The sequence below is a fragment of the Clostridium sp. AF32-12BH genome (genome assembly GCF_003477935.1).
GTDB lineage: Bacteria > Bacillota > Clostridia > Lachnospirales > Lachnospiraceae > Brotaphodocola.
Genome location: NZ_QUEH01000016.1, coordinates 41,413 through 58,484, shown reverse-complemented (window position 1 = coordinate 58,484; position 17,072 = coordinate 41,413). Strand labels below are relative to the sequence as shown.

The 17,072-nt window shown below is 47.8% G+C and carries 15 protein-coding genes and 1 tRNA gene; 13 read left to right on the top strand and 3 right to left on the bottom strand.

The features are described from left to right. Nucleotides 1-100: 100 nt before the first annotated feature. Genes DWZ40_RS15130 through DWZ40_RS15100 form a run of 7 tightly spaced genes read left to right on the top strand, consistent with a single transcriptional unit; the run spans nucleotide 101 to nucleotide 5,130 of the window. Entirely contained in the window at nucleotides 101-1,213 is a 1,113-nt protein-coding gene (locus DWZ40_RS15130) for a transglutaminase-like domain-containing protein (protein ID WP_243035354.1), read from the top strand. Nucleotides 1,214-1,232: 19 nt separating this feature from the next. Next, nucleotides 1,233-2,276, top strand: coding sequence for a type II secretion system F family protein (locus DWZ40_RS15125; protein ID WP_118543730.1), 1,044 nt, complete (start codon nucleotides 1,233-1,235; stop codon nucleotides 2,274-2,276). A 19-nt stretch (nucleotides 2,277-2,295) separates the two neighbouring features. Beyond that, on the top strand, nucleotides 2,296-2,640 hold the full coding sequence (locus DWZ40_RS15120) for a hypothetical protein (RefSeq protein ID WP_347560102.1): 345 nt from the start codon (nucleotides 2,296-2,298) through the stop codon (nucleotides 2,638-2,640). After that, entirely contained in the window at nucleotides 2,624-3,118 is a 495-nt protein-coding gene (locus DWZ40_RS15115) for a DUF4860 domain-containing protein (RefSeq protein ID WP_118543728.1), read from the top strand. Before DWZ40_RS15120 ends, DWZ40_RS15115 begins: the two co-directional genes overlap by 17 nt. Then, the gene (locus DWZ40_RS15110; protein ID WP_118543727.1) at nucleotides 3,115-3,621 is read left to right on the top strand and encodes a hypothetical protein; all 507 of its coding nucleotides are present in this window, start codon (nucleotides 3,115-3,117) and stop codon (nucleotides 3,619-3,621) included. The genes DWZ40_RS15115 and DWZ40_RS15110 overlap by 4 nt, the downstream gene beginning before the upstream one ends. Beyond that, nucleotides 3,622-4,047, top strand: coding sequence for a hypothetical protein (locus DWZ40_RS15105; protein ID WP_118543726.1), 426 nt, complete (start codon nucleotides 3,622-3,624; stop codon nucleotides 4,045-4,047). A gap of 18 nt (nucleotides 4,048-4,065) precedes the next feature. Continuing rightward, entirely contained in the window at nucleotides 4,066-5,130 is a 1,065-nt protein-coding gene (locus DWZ40_RS15100; protein ID WP_118543725.1) for a PilT/PilU family type 4a pilus ATPase, read from the top strand. Nucleotides 5,131-5,327: 197 nt separating this feature from the next. Here the strand turns inward: DWZ40_RS15100 and DWZ40_RS15095 are convergent, their stop codons facing one another. Continuing rightward, entirely contained in the window at nucleotides 5,328-6,329 is a 1,002-nt protein-coding gene (locus DWZ40_RS15095) for a DUF4397 domain-containing protein (RefSeq protein WP_182430563.1), read from the bottom strand. A gap of 222 nt (nucleotides 6,330-6,551) precedes the next feature. Here DWZ40_RS15095 and DWZ40_RS15090 point away from each other — a divergent pair, with 222 nt between their 5' ends. From DWZ40_RS15090 to DWZ40_RS15075, 4 genes are all read left to right on the top strand, one after another. Further along, nucleotides 6,552-7,385 (top strand): MBL fold metallo-hydrolase, encoded by an 834-nt coding sequence (locus tag DWZ40_RS15090; protein ID WP_118543723.1) that lies wholly within the window; start codon nucleotides 6,552-6,554, stop codon nucleotides 7,383-7,385. 92 nt (nucleotides 7,386-7,477) lie between these two features. After that, the gene (locus DWZ40_RS15085; protein WP_118543722.1) at nucleotides 7,478-9,037 is read left to right on the top strand and encodes an HD domain-containing phosphohydrolase; all 1,560 of its coding nucleotides are present in this window, start codon (nucleotides 7,478-7,480) and stop codon (nucleotides 9,035-9,037) included. A 176-nt stretch (nucleotides 9,038-9,213) separates the two neighbouring features. Beyond that, a complete protein-coding gene (locus tag DWZ40_RS15080; RefSeq protein WP_182431764.1) occupies nucleotides 9,214-10,170 on the top strand; it encodes a CHASE2 domain-containing protein in 957 nt (318 codons plus the stop codon). Nucleotides 10,171-10,181: 11 nt separating this feature from the next. Next, a complete protein-coding gene (locus tag DWZ40_RS15075) occupies nucleotides 10,182-10,577 on the top strand; it encodes an adenylate/guanylate cyclase domain-containing protein (RefSeq protein ID WP_118543720.1) in 396 nt (131 codons plus the stop codon). Between the two features lie 158 nt (nucleotides 10,578-10,735). On the opposite strand, the gene DWZ40_RS15070 is transcribed toward DWZ40_RS15075, so the two are convergent. Then, on the bottom strand, nucleotides 10,736-11,101 hold the full coding sequence (locus DWZ40_RS15070; protein ID WP_118543719.1) for a hypothetical protein: 366 nt from the start codon (nucleotides 11,099-11,101) through the stop codon (nucleotides 10,736-10,738). 84 nt (nucleotides 11,102-11,185) lie between these two features. Further along, nucleotides 11,186-11,258, bottom strand: a tRNA-Thr gene (locus DWZ40_RS15065). Nucleotides 11,259-11,498: 240 nt separating this feature from the next. Between DWZ40_RS15065 and DWZ40_RS15060 the strand changes: the two genes are divergently transcribed. Both DWZ40_RS15060 and DWZ40_RS15055 read left to right on the top strand, forming a co-directional pair. Continuing rightward, a complete protein-coding gene (locus DWZ40_RS15060) occupies nucleotides 11,499-15,200 on the top strand; it encodes a doubled motif LPXTG anchor domain-containing protein (RefSeq protein ID WP_182431763.1) in 3,702 nt (1,233 codons plus the stop codon). A gap of 165 nt (nucleotides 15,201-15,365) precedes the next feature. Then, complete coding sequence (locus DWZ40_RS15055) at nucleotides 15,366-17,063, top strand: glutamine--tRNA ligase/YqeY domain fusion protein (RefSeq protein WP_118543717.1); 1,698 nt, start codon at nucleotides 15,366-15,368, stop codon at nucleotides 17,061-17,063. The last annotated feature ends 9 nt before the right edge of the window (nucleotides 17,064-17,072 follow it).

Sequence of the window (17,072 nt, the reverse complement as noted above, 5' to 3'; positions counted from 1 at the left end):
AAAGAGCAGATTTGCCAGGCAGTTACCGGATGTATGAAATTGTTTAGCAGCAAGGCACTCCTGGGATCCAGGGGCGTTTTCGCAAAAGAGGTGTTAACGTATGAAAAAAAGAAATATCTGTGTCAGTGCAGCAGCTGTGATGACGGCAGTTATGCTGTACGGGTGCGCGGGCAGCAGCGTTCCGGCAGAAACGGTGGCTTCTGCGAACGTTGCAGCATCTGCGGAAAATGGGAAAGAGTCTGTGGAAAACGAACAGAAGACCGAAACCGCAGGGGCAGGTAAAGCAACTGCAGCAGTGACGGAGACTGCAGAAGATTCTCAGGAATCTCTGGGGCTGGCAGACGCTGGAGCAGCAGAGACTCTGGCTGTCATCGAGGACGAAGCTGTTCCGCTCTACCAGAAACCGGCAGGCAGCGATGTGCGTACCCCGGTGGCAAGCGGCAGTGTGACCTATGGAAATGGTCGTGCCACCATCGATGCATCCAATACATCCAAGGGCTATGTCATGATCAAGTATACCGGCGGACAGAGCCGCATCAAGATCCAGATTGCAAAGTCAACCACTTATACGTACGACTTAAACGCGCGTGATGCCTACGAGGTATTCCCGTTTACCGAGGGAAGCGGAACCTACAGCATCAAGATTTTCGAGAATGTCAGTGGCAACCAGTACGCACAGGTTATGAGCCAGAATGTATCGGTCAGCTTGAGCGATGAGTTTGCCCCATTCCTGACCCCGAACCAGTATGTAAACTTCTGGAACGGAAGTGCAGCAGTAAACAAAGGTGCGGAGCTGGCAGCATCTGCGGCAGACGAGATCGGTGTTGTTACCAATGTATACAATTACGTGATCAACAACATTACGTACGATACGGCAAGGGCAGCATCCGTGCAGAGCGGTTACCTGCCGAATGTGGACCAGGTTCTTGCAGAGCACAAAGGCATCTGCTTTGATTACGCAGCCCTGATGACGGCTATGCTCCGTTCCCAGGACATCCCGACCAAGCTGGTCATTGGCTACAGCGGCGGCCTGTATCATGCGTGGGTCAATGTTTACATCGACAATGTCGGCTGGGTAGACAACTTCATCTACTTTGACGGACACAACTGGTCGCTGATGGATCCGACCTTCGCTTCCTCAGGCGGACAGAGTGACTCGATCAAGCAGTATATCGGAAATGGTTCCAACTATCAGGCAAAGTATACTTACTAAGGGATAAAGGGAGAGAACTATGGCAGAGAAAGTTTACACCGGACGGGAACTGTCGGCATTCTGCCTTCAGGTGTCTATCCTGTTAAAGGCGGCAGTTCCGTTGGACGAGGGACTGTATCTCATGGCAGATGATGCCCCGACCGAAGAGGAAAAGAAGCTTCTCCACACCATGGGTGAGGATGTGGAGCTGGGGGATCCGTTCTTTGAATCCCTGGAACGTACCGGCGCATTTCCGCCCTACGTGGTGCGCATGGCAAAGCTGGGACAGCAGAGTGGTACCCTGGACCAGATGATGGAGTCCCTGGCAGACTACTATGAAAAAGAATATTACATGATGAAAAACATCCGCAATGCCATCACCTATCCGGTGATGATGGTCGGCATGCTGTTGATTGTTTTGTTTGTTCTGTTCACTCGGGTTATGCCGGTTTTTGAGCAGGTATACGCACAGCTTGGTGTACAGATGTCTCCGCTTTCCCAGGCGGCCTCCAGACTGGGCGGTATTTTAAGCGGTGCAGCTCTGGTGGTGTTTGTGCTTCTGGCAGTGGCAATCCTGATCGCGGCGATCGCGGCTGGCGCAGGAAAAGAACTGACGATTGCTCACAAGCTTATGGAGAGGCTGAAACGAAACAGCAAGACAGCGCTGGCAGCTGCCGGCCGCCGTTTTACCGCAGTGCTTGCACTGACCATTCGAAGCGGTATGGAACTGGATAAAGGTATGGAGCTGGCAAGAGAGCTGGTAGACAATGGCACGGTGGCAGAAAAAATCGATGTCTGCAGCGAAAAGCTGCAGCTGGGTGAGGGCTATTATGAGGCCATGAAGGAGTCCGGACTGTTCAGCAGCTTCCACATCCAGCTCATCAAAGTAGGTGTGCGCAGCGGTAAGATGGACGAAGTCATGCAGAACATTTCCGATGATTACGAACAGCAGGCAGATGCTTCCATCGATGCGATGGTGGCAAGACTGGAGCCGACCCTGGTTGCAGTGTTGGCGATTGCGGTTGGTCTGATCCTTCTTTCCGTCATGCTTCCGCTGGCTGGGATTCTGGCCGGAGTAGGCTGATACGGACGGAGGAATGAACATGAAAAAGAAATGGGACAAACGCTTTGTTGCTGGCTGTATCGTGTCGGCCGCAGTATTTGGCGTGATCATGGCGCTGTTTATGAATGGCGTATTCTCTTTTCTGGGAAAGGCAAAATCGGAAGGCTCCGATACACTTATCAAGGCGATCCGCCAGGCATCGGTCCAGTGCTATGCGATTGAAGGGCGCTATCCGCCAAGTGTCGAGTATCTGGAGGAAAACTATGGAATCCAGATCGACCGGGAACGCTACAACGTGTTCTACAGCGGTTTCGCTTCCAATATCATGCCAGACATCACCGTGATCCCTGTAGAAGGAGGTGAAGACAATGACTGGCAGCCATAACCGCAACGACGGACAGACCATGAGTGTCCTCTTTACCATGCTCCTGTTCCTTGTCTTCATCATGTGTGCCCTGTTTACGGTACTTGCAGGAAGCAAGGTGTATGAAAATATCAGCAGGCGTATGGACCAGACTTATACCGGAAGTGTCGCGCTCCAGTACGTGGCGAACAAGGTACGACAGGGCGATACGGAAGGTTGTGTAGATGTAAAAACGATTGACGGACAGCAGGTTCTGGAAATCCGGGAAAGCATCGAAGGCGGGGACTACGTCACCTGGATCTACTATTTTGAGGGCAGCATCCGCGAGTTATTTACCTATGAAGACAGTGGACTCGGGCTTGCAGACGGTCTGGAAATTCTGGAATGCGACGGTCTGGAATTAGAGCAGGATGGCGCGTTGCTTCATGTAAAAACCATGGGAACAGGCGGAGGCAGTCTGACGTTATCTTTGCGCAGCGGAAGGGCGGTGACGGAGTGACGAATAAACGAGGTGGTTCCGGCTCCGGCATTTTCCTGATGGAAATGATGGTAGTCGTATTTTTCTTTATGCTCTGCGCATCTACCTGCATTCTTGCATTTGCAAAATCAGACCGGATGAGCCGTCTGGCATGGGAACGAGACCACGCAGTCAGTGCAGCGCAGTCTGTGGCTGAGATGTGGAAGTTGTCTGGCGAGGACGGAACAGGCAATCTGCAGAAGGGGCTTCCGTCCGGAAAAACACAAACGGTTTCTGGAGAAACGCAGCAGGCAGAAAAACAATCTGCCGGACTGGAAACACAGGCAGATTCCGACTTGGTGTACTGGAATGCAGACTGGGAAGAGACAACAGATCCGTCCGCTGCAGCATACACCGGAAACCTGACAGAGACAGATCAGGAAAACGGAATGCACAGCTTTCAGATTGTGATCCGGGAAAACGGAGAGCGTGGTGAAGAACTGTTTACGCTGGATGCGGAAAAATATATCCGGAGGCAAGATTAGATGGCAAAACAGGAACTCAGAAGAAAAGCAAATATCGGAAGCTCCAGCCTGATCCTGATCTTTATCGTACTTTGCCTGGTGACATTCAGTGTCCTGTCGCTCGGCAACGCAAAGCGGGAAGATGCGCTTTCTCAAAGAAGTGCGGATTCCGTGCAGGAATATTACCGGGCTGACGCAGAAGGAGAAAAATTTCTGCAGCTTGCAGACCAGGCACTTTTAAAGGGAGAGAAAGAAACGCTTGCCCCATATCTGCAGAGCGATACAGGCAATTACTGTACAGATGTTGCCATGTCTGCAGGGCAGGCGCTCAGGGTAGAACTGGCACTGGACTGGGAGAAGAAAACTTATGAGATCCAATCCTGGAAGGTATACCATCAGGAAGATTATGAGATTGACCAGTCTGTTCCGGTGTGGAGCGGGAATTGATTGATGGAGGAAACGCGTATGTATACAGAAGAAGTTCTGCGAAAAGCAGTGGAACAGGGCGCGGCAGACATATTCCTGATCCCAGGCATGCCGCTTTCCTGGAAAGTAGGCGGAAAGATTGTTTATCAGACAGAAGAAAAAATCTTTCCAAAGGAAATCGAAGAGATGGTGCGGGAAATTTACGCACTTGCAAACAACCGCAGTATGGACCATGTCATGGAGCATGGTGACGATGACTTTGCCATGGCACTTCCGGGCGTTTCCCGTTTCCGTGTAAACGTGTTCCGTCAGAGAGGTTCTCTGGCAACGATCATCCGTGTCATTACATTCGCCCTGCCAGATTTCCACAATCTGCATATTCCGCAGGTGGTCATCGACATTTCCCGTATGACCAAAGGATTTGTCCTGGTAACCGGACCGGCTGGCAGCGGTAAGAGTACGACCCTTGCCTGTATCATCGACCAGATCAACAAAACCCGTAACGCACACGTCATCACGCTGGAAGACCCGATCGAGTATCTGCACCGGCATAACAAGAGTGTCGTTACCCAGCGAGAAATCGGTCTGGATACCGAAAGCTATGTGACGGGCTTACGTGCGGCGCTCCGCCAGGCACCAGATGTCATTTTAGTCGGTGAGATGCGAGACGAAGAAACCATTAAAACCGCGCTGACTGCAGCAGAGACCGGACATCTGGTCATCTCCACACTGCATACTGTAGGTGCAGCCAACACGATCGACCGAATCATCGACAGCTTCCCGCCTGCGCAGCAGGAGCAGGTGCGTGCACAGCTTTCCATGGTCATGCAGGCAGTAGTATCCCAGCAGCTGATCCCGGGAGTAGACGGAGGTGTCGTTCCGGCATTTGAAGTCATGTTCTTCAACAATGCGATCCGGAACTTGATCCGCGAATCCAAGATCCACCAGATCGACAATATCATCGCCACTTCCCAGGAAGAAGGCATGATCACCATGGATAACAGCATCATCAAGCTGTTTAGGGAAGGAAAGATCAGCAAGGAAAATGCGATCATTTACAGCAGTAATGGGGAATTGATGGAGAAGAAGCTGGCGAGACTGTAAAATAGAATCGAAATTAAGAATTCATTATGAAGGTGGAACAGAGAGGGCGTTCTCGGAGAAATCTGAGAGCGCCCTTTTTTCAGTTGTTTGATCAAACGAATCGTGTGCTGTATTTTTTGCCATGAAAAAGTGTAATGCTATCACACTTTTTGCAGCGAAAAAATGCAGCACTGTCACACTTTTTACAAGGAATTTAGTCAGTCTTCCACAGTCAGAAGCCGCAGCCCCATATCCGACCAGGTATTCCCGATCAGATAAGACGTGTAATTCTGCCCGGAAGCAATCTCAATCTGTGCGGAAAGAAGTGGCTGCGGGGCGCTGGTTCCTGCAATCGCGCCGGATCCCTTCACGCCAATGACAATGATCGGGATTTCCCGCAGGAAAGAGTAGCTGTTGGAGTTAGTGACATAGAACTGGTAGGTGCCTGCCATGGCCTGTTTATAAGGAGTTACCGTCTGGAATGCCACATTGCGGAAGACCGTTTCTCCGCCGTAGAGCAGCAGGTCGTAGCGCGAACCGGCAAAGGTCATGTTCGCAAAACGGTAGCAGCCGGTGTTGTAGGCACGGGTGCTGCAGCCGGTATCGGAAACCTGGACCAGTTCCAGTCCGCCGGAGGCTGAATCGGTCAGGATCATAGTAACTTTTTCGCCTGCGGTAAATGGGAAATTCTGCTGCAGCAGCACGGAACGCATGCCCGATGCACGGCGCACGGTCACGGTATGGAAGCCATCGGAAATCCAGTCATAATTGGAAATGGTGCCGAATCTGGAATTGATGGCATAGGCAGTGCCGTCGATGCTGATATTCACAGCAAAGCTGTTGGTCGAGGCATTTAAGAAACGTACCTGCCCGTAGTAGCGCGGAGAAATATTCGGAGTACTTGGAGTCAGCGGGAAGAAACCGCTACCCCAGTTTCCATTTCCCCAGTTCCAGCTGCCGCCAATATTTCCGGTAGTGTTATTTCCCGGATAAACCGGTCCGCCCTCTTCAAATCCAGGGAGCGGAACAACGGGGGTATTTGCATCATTTCCAGGATAAGCTGCACCGCCTTCTTCCGGGTTTGGAAATGGAATTACCGGTGTGTTTTCCTCGTTTCCGGGATAGGTTGCACCACCTTCTTCCGGAGTCGGAAGCAGAGTCACTGCATCATTCTCATTCATATCCGGAGTGCCGTTGTAATGTGTATCGTTTTCAGCCATAATGCGCCTCATTGTTTTTTACTTTAGGTTATGAAGTGTTGGACTGGGCGGTGCATGGCTTTCTGTATGGATCGGCGAAGTCGGAAATATTTAGCTGAAAATTTTATGAGCTTCCGGATTCCATTCCGCAAACACATGGCTTATAATGAAAGAGATACTGCGGAAAATGGCAGTGAATAACAGGTCGTATCGCATGAGCCTGGCAGATTGGAGAACAATGGCATGATGCAGCTACGGATATGGGGCGTACGCGGTTCCGGACCGGAAACAGGACCGGAATACCAGGAGTATGGGGGCAACACCTCATGCATAACAGTTCATACAAAAGAACAGACGGTCATTCTGGATGCAGGAACCGGTCTGGGACAGTTTGACCGGAGCATGAAAGGGCAGATGGGATCGGGAAGAAAACGGCTGGATCTTCTGTTGAGCCATCCCCATATGGATCATCTTTTGGGGCTTTACGCCTGTTCTATGTTGTTTGATCCGCAGATGGAGTTTCATATTTATGGAGAACGGTCCGAAAACAAAAGTCTGAAAGAACTGCTGTGCAGTATTTTTTCGCCGCCGTACTGGCCGGTGAGTCTGGATCAGATTCCTGCCCATGTGCTGTTTCATGAAATTACAGAGGGCGACACATTTATACTTGGAAAAGGAATCCAGGTGAAGACCATGAGAGGACTGCATCCCGGAAACAGCATTCTTTACCGGCTCGATGAAGTCGTAGAAAAAGAAGCTGCCAGCGTCGTGTATGGGCTTGACTGTGAACTGACCGACACCATGCTGCCGCGCCTGGCAGAATTTGCCAGAAATTGCAGTCTTTTGATCTGCGATTTCTGCTATACGGAAGCAGAACTTGCAATCCGGCATGGCTGGGGGCACGGTTCCATAGAACGCAGCCGGAAACTCCGGCAAATGAGCGGTGCAAAACAGGCACTTCTGACGCATTATGAGCGCACTTATCAGGATGCATTCCTGCAGGAACAGGAGAAACTGTCCATGACACAGGATCCGAATTGCATATTTGCCCGGGAGAAAATGACGGTGGAGCTCTAATCCATAGTGCATCATGAATGCAGAAATCTGGGATTGGCGTATGCCTGGAAAAAAGCAAATAACGTGGGAGAAAACAGGGAGAAAAAATACAAATGACGCAAAAAGAAATACAAAGCATTCTGGAGATCGGCACAGCCCTTTCCTCCGAAAAAGATTACAACCGGCTTCTGGAGATGATCTTAAACCGCATCATGGAGCTGACGCACTGCGATGCCGGAACGCTTTATCTGGCGGATGGCGATCTGCTGCGCTTTAAGATCATGCGCAACAATACCCTGAAGACCTACGAGGGCGGAGATGGCAAAGAGCCGAACCTTCCGCCGGTCAAGATGAGCCATGAAAATGTATGTTCCATGTGTTATCTCGAAAACCGCACGATCTGTATTGAAAATGTGCGGACCTGCAAGGAATATGACTTCTCCGGACCAATCCGCTACGATGCCATGACAGGGTATCATACCCAGTCGATGCTGGTGGTGCCGATGCACAACCGCCAGGGAGACCGCCTTGGTGTCATCCAGCTGATCAATGCGTTAAACGATGACGGCAGCATTGGCACCTTTTCCCCGGAACTTGTGCCGGTCGTGGAGACGATTGCTTCCCATAGAATCTGTGCCTTCTCTCCGGAAATGATCCCGATGGTCGAATCGATTGCTTCCCAGGCAGCGATTACGATCCAGAATGTTCTTTATATTGAAGAGATTAAAAACCTGTTCGAGTCCTTTGTACGCGTGATGTCTTCCGCAGTCGACGAAAGAACCCCGTACAATGCCAGTCACACCCGGCACATGGTGGAATACGGCACACATTTCATCGATTATCTGAACGAGAAAGCAAACGAAGCGGGAAAAGATATCCTGTTCAATGCCGACCACAAGCATGAACTGCTTATGAGTATCTGGCTGCACGATATCGGAAAACTGGTCATTCCGCTGGAGGTCATGAACAAAGATGCAAGATTCCTGCCAGAGCAAAAGACCGCGATTTTACATCGTTTTGAAAAAATCCGTCTTCTGACCCAGATCGCACAGCTGAAAGGCATGATTTCCGAAGAAACCATGCAAAACCGTGTGAAAGAGTTAAAGAATGCACAGGAAACCATTCTCCGCGCCAATACAGCCGGGTTCTGCCCGGATGATCTGCGGGATGCAGTCTGCCAGATCCATGAGAAAACCTATACGGAAGAAGACGGCAGTACGCATCCATGGCTGGAAGAGGAAGAATTCCAGATGCTTATGATCCGCAAAGGAACCTTATCAGAGGCAGAGCGAGAGGTGATGGAAAGCCACGTTGTCATTACGGACAAACTGCTTTCCGAGATTCGTTTTTCAAAAGAACTGTCCCATGTTCGGGAATGGGCAGCAAGCCATCATGAACTGTTAAATGGAAGCGGTTATCCGAAACATCTGACTGCAGAGCAGATCCCGATGGAGGTGCGCATCATCACCATTCTGGATATTTTCGATGCCCTGGTGGCAGATGACCGTCCGTATAAACCAGGCATGCCGATCGAAAAAGCATTGAACATCCTCGATGCCATGGCAAACAAGGAAGGCAAGCTCGATCCGGAACTGACCCGTCTGTTCATCGAGAGCAAAAGCTGGGAAAAAGTGCAGGCAGAGCAGAAAAACAGTGAAAAAGAGGGCAAATAGCAAAAAATAGCGAAAATGGCAGAAATTATGCAGAAATGGCGAGGTTTGCGTTATTTAAAAAATAACGTATAACTGGAAGCTTTTGGTAGTATATGGTAAGATAAATAAAGAAGCAGGGATACAGAACGAAACCTGCAAAAATAGAAAACTTGTAGCTGTCTGGAAACCGGATGGTTATGAGTTTTCTTCGTACATGGGAGGAAATGCTCAATATCCGCACTTCCTCTATGGTAGTCGGTATTCGAGGTACCTCTGGCTGGGTGAAAGTGGTCGACCAGTACCACAGCATCCTGTATATGCTGGAAGGCGAAGTCACCGCTTATGTCACCGACCCGGCCAGCGGACAGAGAAAGACCATCACCCTGCGCGGCGGACAGCGTGCGGAATTCTGGGTTTATGACAGAAATAAAGAAGGCGACAAATGTGATATCATCGTCCGGCAGTATGGGGAAGACGAGATCGAAGGCTTTGTGGCAGTAGAACTGAAAAAGAACCAGCCGCTTTGTGACCGGATCCGGAATGGCGGCGGAGGTGGAACTGGCGCGGGCGGAAACGGTGCAGGATTTGTGGTGCAGCGCTACGTAAGCAAACCGCCGGTAGATGCACATGCATTCTGGTATCTGCCATTTGCCGGACTTCCGGGGGATTACAGCGAGTCCATTTCCGTGGCAGACATCCTTTCCGGCGACGTACCGCCAGAATATTTTGCAGACCGCATTGTGCTGATCGGACCGTATGCAGCAGGACTTCAGGACAGCTATTCCACAGCCATCGATCATGCAGAGCCAATGTATGGAGTGGAGTATCAGGCAAATGCAGTGGAAGCGCTGCTTATGGGCAATTACAAAAAAGAAGCATCGGACATCTGGCAGTATCTGGCAGTTTTTCTGGTTACAGGCGTGTTTGGACTCTGGATCTGGAAACAGAAGATGCTTCCGGCAACCATCGGCTGGCTCGTCATAAGTGGCGGCTGGAGATTGATTGCGAAACTTGCTTATGAGCATGGCATGGTGCTTCGATTGATCTGGATCCCACTCGCGGCTACCGTTGTCTATGTTGCAGGAATTGCAATCAACTACATCACGGCGGCTCTTGAAAAACACCGGGTGACCAGTACCTTTAAAAATATGTAGCACCGCAGATCGTGCAGGAAATCCTGGACAACGGCAATCCGGAAGCGCTTATGGTCGGCGGACGGGTCGTAAACATTGTAGTGCTGTTTGTGGATATCCGCGGATTTACAACCATGTCAGAAAAGTTATCCCCATCGGAGGTCGTGGAAATCTTAAACCAGTACCTGACCCTGATTGCGGACTGCATCATGCGCAATGGCGGAACGCTGGACAAATTCATCGGTGACACGGTCAACACCTCTGCAAGACTGGAAGCAAATGCTCCGGCGCGGACCATCTTTATTTCCCGTGAGGTAGCAGACCAGTTGGAAGGACGCATTAAAGTGACGTCTCTCGGAACCAGTATTAAATTAAAGGGAAAATCGGATATGGAAATTCTTACGATGGATGGGATTATAGAATCGTAATGAACATGATATTCAGAGATTTTCTTTCAGAAGATGAAAGTGATTGAGCAGAAGAATATCTGCGGGCACATTTTTATCGTAATCTTCAGGTAATAAATCTTTGATCTTGTCTAGGAGCTCTTTCGCGCAAGTATCTAATAGTAGGTTGATAAAGCGTGTTAGGGCTTCATAGGCGTCTTATAAATCACGACTCCTTTCGTTTGTGCATCAGCGAAAGCTCCTGACATAGATGTAGAACCGGTTGGAAAACGCAGTTTATCATCGTAGCAGGATTCTGGGAAATAATTGGGTAATACATAAGACATATCATGATGAAATTGCTTTCGATCATTATAAAAGAAAAGAAAATCAATGTCGGAATCCTCACGACATCTGCTTTCTAAAGCAGAAGCAAATAAAATAACCTTATCTACGCTTTTGATTAACGGGAAAATTTCAAGATAACGTTTTAGTTTGCTGATTTTGTATTCAGACACATTGATACTGGTTCCATCCGCGAGTTTTAATGGGATGAGTTCGCACATATACGCTCCTTATAGAAAAAGCCATGTCGTGAAATATTTGGATATACAGAAAAACGGAACTCCAATATGAAATTCCGTTTTTAAAGCTGCTGACGGGAATCGGACCCGTGACCTCCGCACTACCAATGCGACGCTCTACCGACTGAGCCACAGCAGCGAACCTCGTATAATATAGCATGGACATTTCAGTTTGTCAACAATATTTTTGAAAAAAGTTAAAAAATTATTCACCAAATTATTCACCCTTTTATGAGAGCGTCTTATCTGGCTGTTTGGAATTTTTGATTGCTCAGGAATAAAAAGTCAAAAAAACAGAAGACGCGAGACACTATGCGAGATACCCCATCTGCTATAATCAAGTCATAAAGAGGAAATGCTATATGCTAGGAGGGATATTATGAGAAAAACCAACTTAACCAGGGCTCTTGCGGTTCTTCTCAGCTGTACAATGACCGCAGGAAACGTTGCTGCAGGAGGTGTACTTACCAGTTACGCAGAAGAAATTTCTGACACAGAAAATGATACTGTTGAAGAAGCAGAAGACAATGCTTCTGAGAATGAGGGACAGGAAGAAAATAGCGAAGACACAGACAACAGTACAGAAGATGCTGGTTCTGAGGAAGAAGCAGGAGAGAATGAATCCGGTGAGGAAAATTCTGAATCAGAAGACGATAGTTCAGAAGAAAAAGATTCAGAAGATAACACTGGGAATAGTTCCGAAGAAGATTCTAAAGATGAATCTGATAGCGATTCAGAAAATGATTCCAAAGATGAATCCGAGACAGGTTCAGATGAATCTAAGGACGATGGTTCAGAAGAAAAGGAAACAGATTCCGAAGAGAATTCAGAAGAAAAGGATGAGCAGAAAGGCGGTCAGAATGAAACTTCTGAAAGTACAGAGAATGAAACTGATTCGGAAGAAAAACCATCTGACGCAGAAAAGCCTGCAGAAACTCCGGAAAGCACAGAAAATACAGGTAATGCCGGAACAGGCGCTTCTGGAAATGGAAGTGGCATAGGTGTAGGAACTGCAGAAGCCAGTGTGAAGAAAGAAGTTTCCATTACCTATGTGGTTATGCCAGAGGCAGCGGCAGAAGTAATTGGCGATACTACATTAACAGCAGGCGATGACTTGGTATTTTCCATTGAACCGAAGAATGGTTATGTCATTGGAAAAGTAACCGCAAACGGAGAGGAACTTTCTGAAGTGGAAGATGCTGAAATCGCATCCGCAGAGACAGAATATGTTCTGGAACATGTTGTAGAGGACACCAAGGTAAAAATTACCATGGAGCAGGGTGCTGAAGAAGTATCAGAAGTTTCTACAGAGTGTGACGGTGTTTTGATTACGGTAGAACCAGTCAGCGGAAGCTGGAATAAGAACATTGTAGCAGTGGAAGCAACTGCAGTGACCGATGAAGCAGCATATGCGGCAATGGAAAAAGAGGCAGAGAAGAAAGGCGTTCAGTATGAAGAACTTCGCCTGTTTGATATCAGCCTTTTAGATGCAGAGGGCAATAAAATCCAGCCGGATGAGAGTGTAAAAGTGACATTCGTTGACAATGCACTTCAGAAAGTAAATGAACTTTCTGGAGAAGCAGAAGAAAAAGTAGATGTCATGCACGTCAAAGAAGCAGAAGACGGAACTCCATATGTTGCAGAGACGAAAAAAGGCGAACTGGACGCAGAAAGCGGCGAGTTGACATTTGAAGCAACCCACTTCTCTATGTATGGGTATGGACGGGCTGTGCAGCAGGAACTTGCAGACAACCAGATCAGCTTGGAGAAAGATGGACTAACCTTTACGGTGACGTCGGATTATTTCACCACCAATGAGTGCGAATTGGAAGTATATAGTTCTTGGAGTGATAATGTGATCACGAATTCTATGTACAAAGACCGATTTGAAACGCTTGTTAAGACAAAGGCAAATAAAAATCTTTCTTTGCAGGAAGGGGAAGAATACAGAAATCTTGGTCATTATACATTCCGTATCTTGAATAAGAAAACGGGCGAATATGTTACTAAGATTACAGAGGGTACTCCGACCATTACGATATCTGGTTCCAGGATGGAGGGAATTAAGCGGATTTATGCTTGCGCACAATATGATGTAACGAATAGACGTTCTGTAGATTATGCATTCCCGGATGGGAAAGTAAGCTTGGAAGAAAATGGCGTAGTTTTGGATGTGAGTGGAGTAAAAGTTGCCTATCGTTGTGACGCGGCATTTTCAAAAGTACTTTCTACATTTATGGGTTCTTATAGTACTATTATATATGGTCTTTACGGAGTGTTTGATGAGGCACCAGAAAGACCGGAAAGACAGTACCGTGATGTAAAGGAAGCATCAAAGTACAATCTTCCAGAACCTCCAGAAAAGACAGAAGAAAATACGACATCCGCTAATATTGAGTTTATTTCGGAAAATAAAGTTTATGGGCATGGCGAAGGCTCAGGAACTCTGATTATCACAATTCCAGAAGGCTATAAAGAAAATGAAGTTATTATTGATGCAGATGAAGTTTTCCATCAGGCAACTGCATATGAAAAATATATTCCAGGGTCTGAAATTACCTGTAATGTACTTATCAATAATAAGTCAGAGTATGATTATCAGTATCAGACAAGAAGTTTTTCGTTCCGTACCCCGGACAATTATCCATATAAGACTATGATGGATGGTTCTTTATCAGGACCAAACCGTATTATGGATAGGGCATTGCTTGCGTTAGTTGGGAAAGATGGTGATCTTAGCGATGCTGCATTGGGACAGGTACTAAAGAAAAAAGGATATAATGGAATTGATGAACTCCACCAGTATTACATCGATTACTTTATAGACCATAATATGATTGAAGATAAAGGAAGTGAGTACCCTTACTCGTTAGATGATGTTTCTCTGGAGGATGCATTGAGCATTATTACAGATGATTCTGTAGCTGCCTGTAAAGAGTCTAATAAAACGTTAAAACAGTTTTATAACGATTTATTCTATCGGAAATGTCTGAAAGTAGATGGGAAACCGATTGCTGATTATTATGCAGCGATTGATAGCAATAAGGCTAGTCTTGAAGATAAGGTAGCTGCAGCATTTTCAATGATTCCAGGCAAGAACGTGCAGCAGAAAAATCTGGAATTTAAAATGTCGATTGATTTTTATGATACAAAAAATACATTTGAAAATTATGCGACGAATATCGCTTTCGGCTTCAAACTGGTTCGTGCTACCGGCAATCTGAAAATTCAGAAAACCGACAGCAATACTGGTAACGCAATCACTGCTTCACCGGCTTCTTTCCACATTTACCGCATGAACGGTGAGACGAAAGAGTACTATGTTAGAGAAACGACCTGGAGCGCTTCTGAGCAGGAGGCAGCAACCATTACAACGGTAGACGGTGTTGCAGAAGTGAAGGATCTGCCAATCGGCATCTACTACATTCAGGAGATTCAGGCACCGGACGGCTATGATCTGGCAGAAGCTCCGATGAATGCAGAAGTAAAAACAGATAAAACCACGGACATTAGTTTCCTGAATACGCCAACTCCGATTCCTGGTCAGTTTACCATCGTAATCAACTACTACGAAAAAGGTACTACTAATAAACTGCGCGACAGCTGGCAGCAGACCTACATCGAGCCGAACTTCACATATGATGTGAATGGCGAAGTAACCGGTGTTTCTATTGATGGATGGAATTATGACAGTTGGATGAGCATGCAGGATGCACTGCTAAATGGTGTTTTGGATAAGAATCTGGTGTTTAATGTGTACTATACGAAACAGCAGACTTCGAATCCGGGCAACGGCGGTGGTAGCAGCAGTGGCGGTGGCGGAAGCAGTTCCGGACCTCGCAGAGACAGTTCTTCTGTCCCGGGCGGTCCTGGTGCAACTACGATCGTGGATGAAGCGGTTCCGTTAGCATCACTCCCGGAAGATAGTCAGGATGAACGGCTTACCCTGTTGGATGAAGAGGTTCCGTTAGCAGCATTACCGAAGACTGGTCAGACTTCTTCCAATGCGTTGCTCCTGCTTCTTTCCAGCCTGATGCTCGGTGTATTTGCAGTGGCAGGTAAGAAGAAAGAGGAACAGTAAAGAACATTTTTCTTAACAGAAACGAGAAATTGGGTTGCCCTGAAAAACAGGGCAGCCCTTTTTTGTGCTTTACCCCTTTCCCATTTCCAGGAAATGTGTTATGATAAGTTATTATCATGCGGCGTGTAGCTGAAACCGTCCGCAAACAGTATGGAGGACTTCACGATGGAAAAAGAAAAAGAAGTTTTAGAGACAGCGGAAGAGAAAGAAGTTGTTTCCAAGAACTTTATTGAGCAGGAGATCGAGAAAGATCTGGCGGAGGGCGTTTACGACCATGTCCAGACCCGTTTCCCGCCGGAGCCGAATGGCTACCTGCATATCGGACATGCCAAGTCCATTTTATTAAACTATGGTCTTGCCCAGAAGTATCACGGCAAGTTTAACTTACGATTCGACGATACCAACCCGACCAAGGAGAAAACCGAGTTCGTGGAATCCATTAAGGCTGATGTACAGTGGCTGGGTGCCGATTTCGAGGACAGACTGTTCTTTGCATCCAACTATTTCCAGCAGATGTATGAGTGTGCCGTTCTTTTAATTAAGAAAGGAAAAGCATTCGTCTGCGACCTGACTGCAGATCAGATCCGTGAGTACCGCGGTGACTTTACTACTCCTGGTAAGGAGAGCCCGTACCGCAACCGCAGCATCGAAGAGAACTTAAAACTCTTTGAGGAGATGAAAGAGGGCAAGTACCAGGACGGTGAGAAGGTTCTGCGTGCGAAGATCGATATGGCATCTCCGAACATCAACATGAGAGATCCGGTTATTTACCGTGTGGCACGTATGACGCACCATAACACTGGGGATGCATGGTGCATTTATCCGATGTATGATTTTGCACATCCGATCGAGGATGCGATTGAGCATGTTACCCATTCCATCTGTACCCTGGAGTTTGAGGACCATCGTCCGCTGTACGACTGGGTGGTACGCGAGTGCGAGTTTGAGAACCCGCCGCGCCAGATTGAGTTTGCAAAGCTGTATCTGACCAATGTCATTACCGGTAAGCGTTATATTAAGAAGCTTGTGGAAGATGGCATTGTAGACGGTTGGGATGACCCGCGTCTGGTTTCCATCGCTGCCCTGCGCAGACGTGGCTACACTCCGGAGTCTATCCGCAAGTTCGTAGACCTGGTTGGTGTTTCCAAGGCAAACAGCTCTGTCGATTACGCGATGTTGGAGTACTGCATCCGCGAGGACTTAAAACTGAAGAAGTCTCGTATGATGGCAATCCTGGATCCGGTGAAACTGGTGATCGATAATTATCCGGAGGGACAGACCGAGATGCTGGAGGTTCCGAACAACTTGGAAAATCCGGAACTTGGTTCCCGTATGGTCCCGTTTGGCAGAGAGCTTTACATTGAACGTGAGGACTTCATGGAGGAGCCGCCGCGCAAATACTTCCGTCTGTTCCCGGGCAATGAGGTTCGTCTCATGAGTGCATACTTTGTAACCTGTACCGGCTTCGAGAAAGATGAAAATGGCAATGTTACCGTGGTTCACGCTACTTACGATCCGGCTACCAAGAGCGGTTCCGGTTTCTGCGAGCGTAAAGTAAAGGGTACCATTCACTGGGTTGCAGCTGAGACTGCAAAGCAGGTTGAGGTACGCCTGTACGAGAACATTGTCGATGAAGAGAAGGGCAAGTTAAATGAGGATGGAAGTCTGAACTTAAATCCGAATTCCCTTACCATCTTAAAGAACTGCTATGTGGAGCCGGCTCTTGCAGAGGCAAAGGCTTACGACAGCTTCCAGTTCGTGCGCAATGGCTTCTTCTGCGCAGACTGCAAGGACAGCAAACCGGGCGAGCCGGTATTTAACCGTATCGTTTCCTTAAAGAGCTCTTTCAAGATCCAGAAGTAATCAGATTAG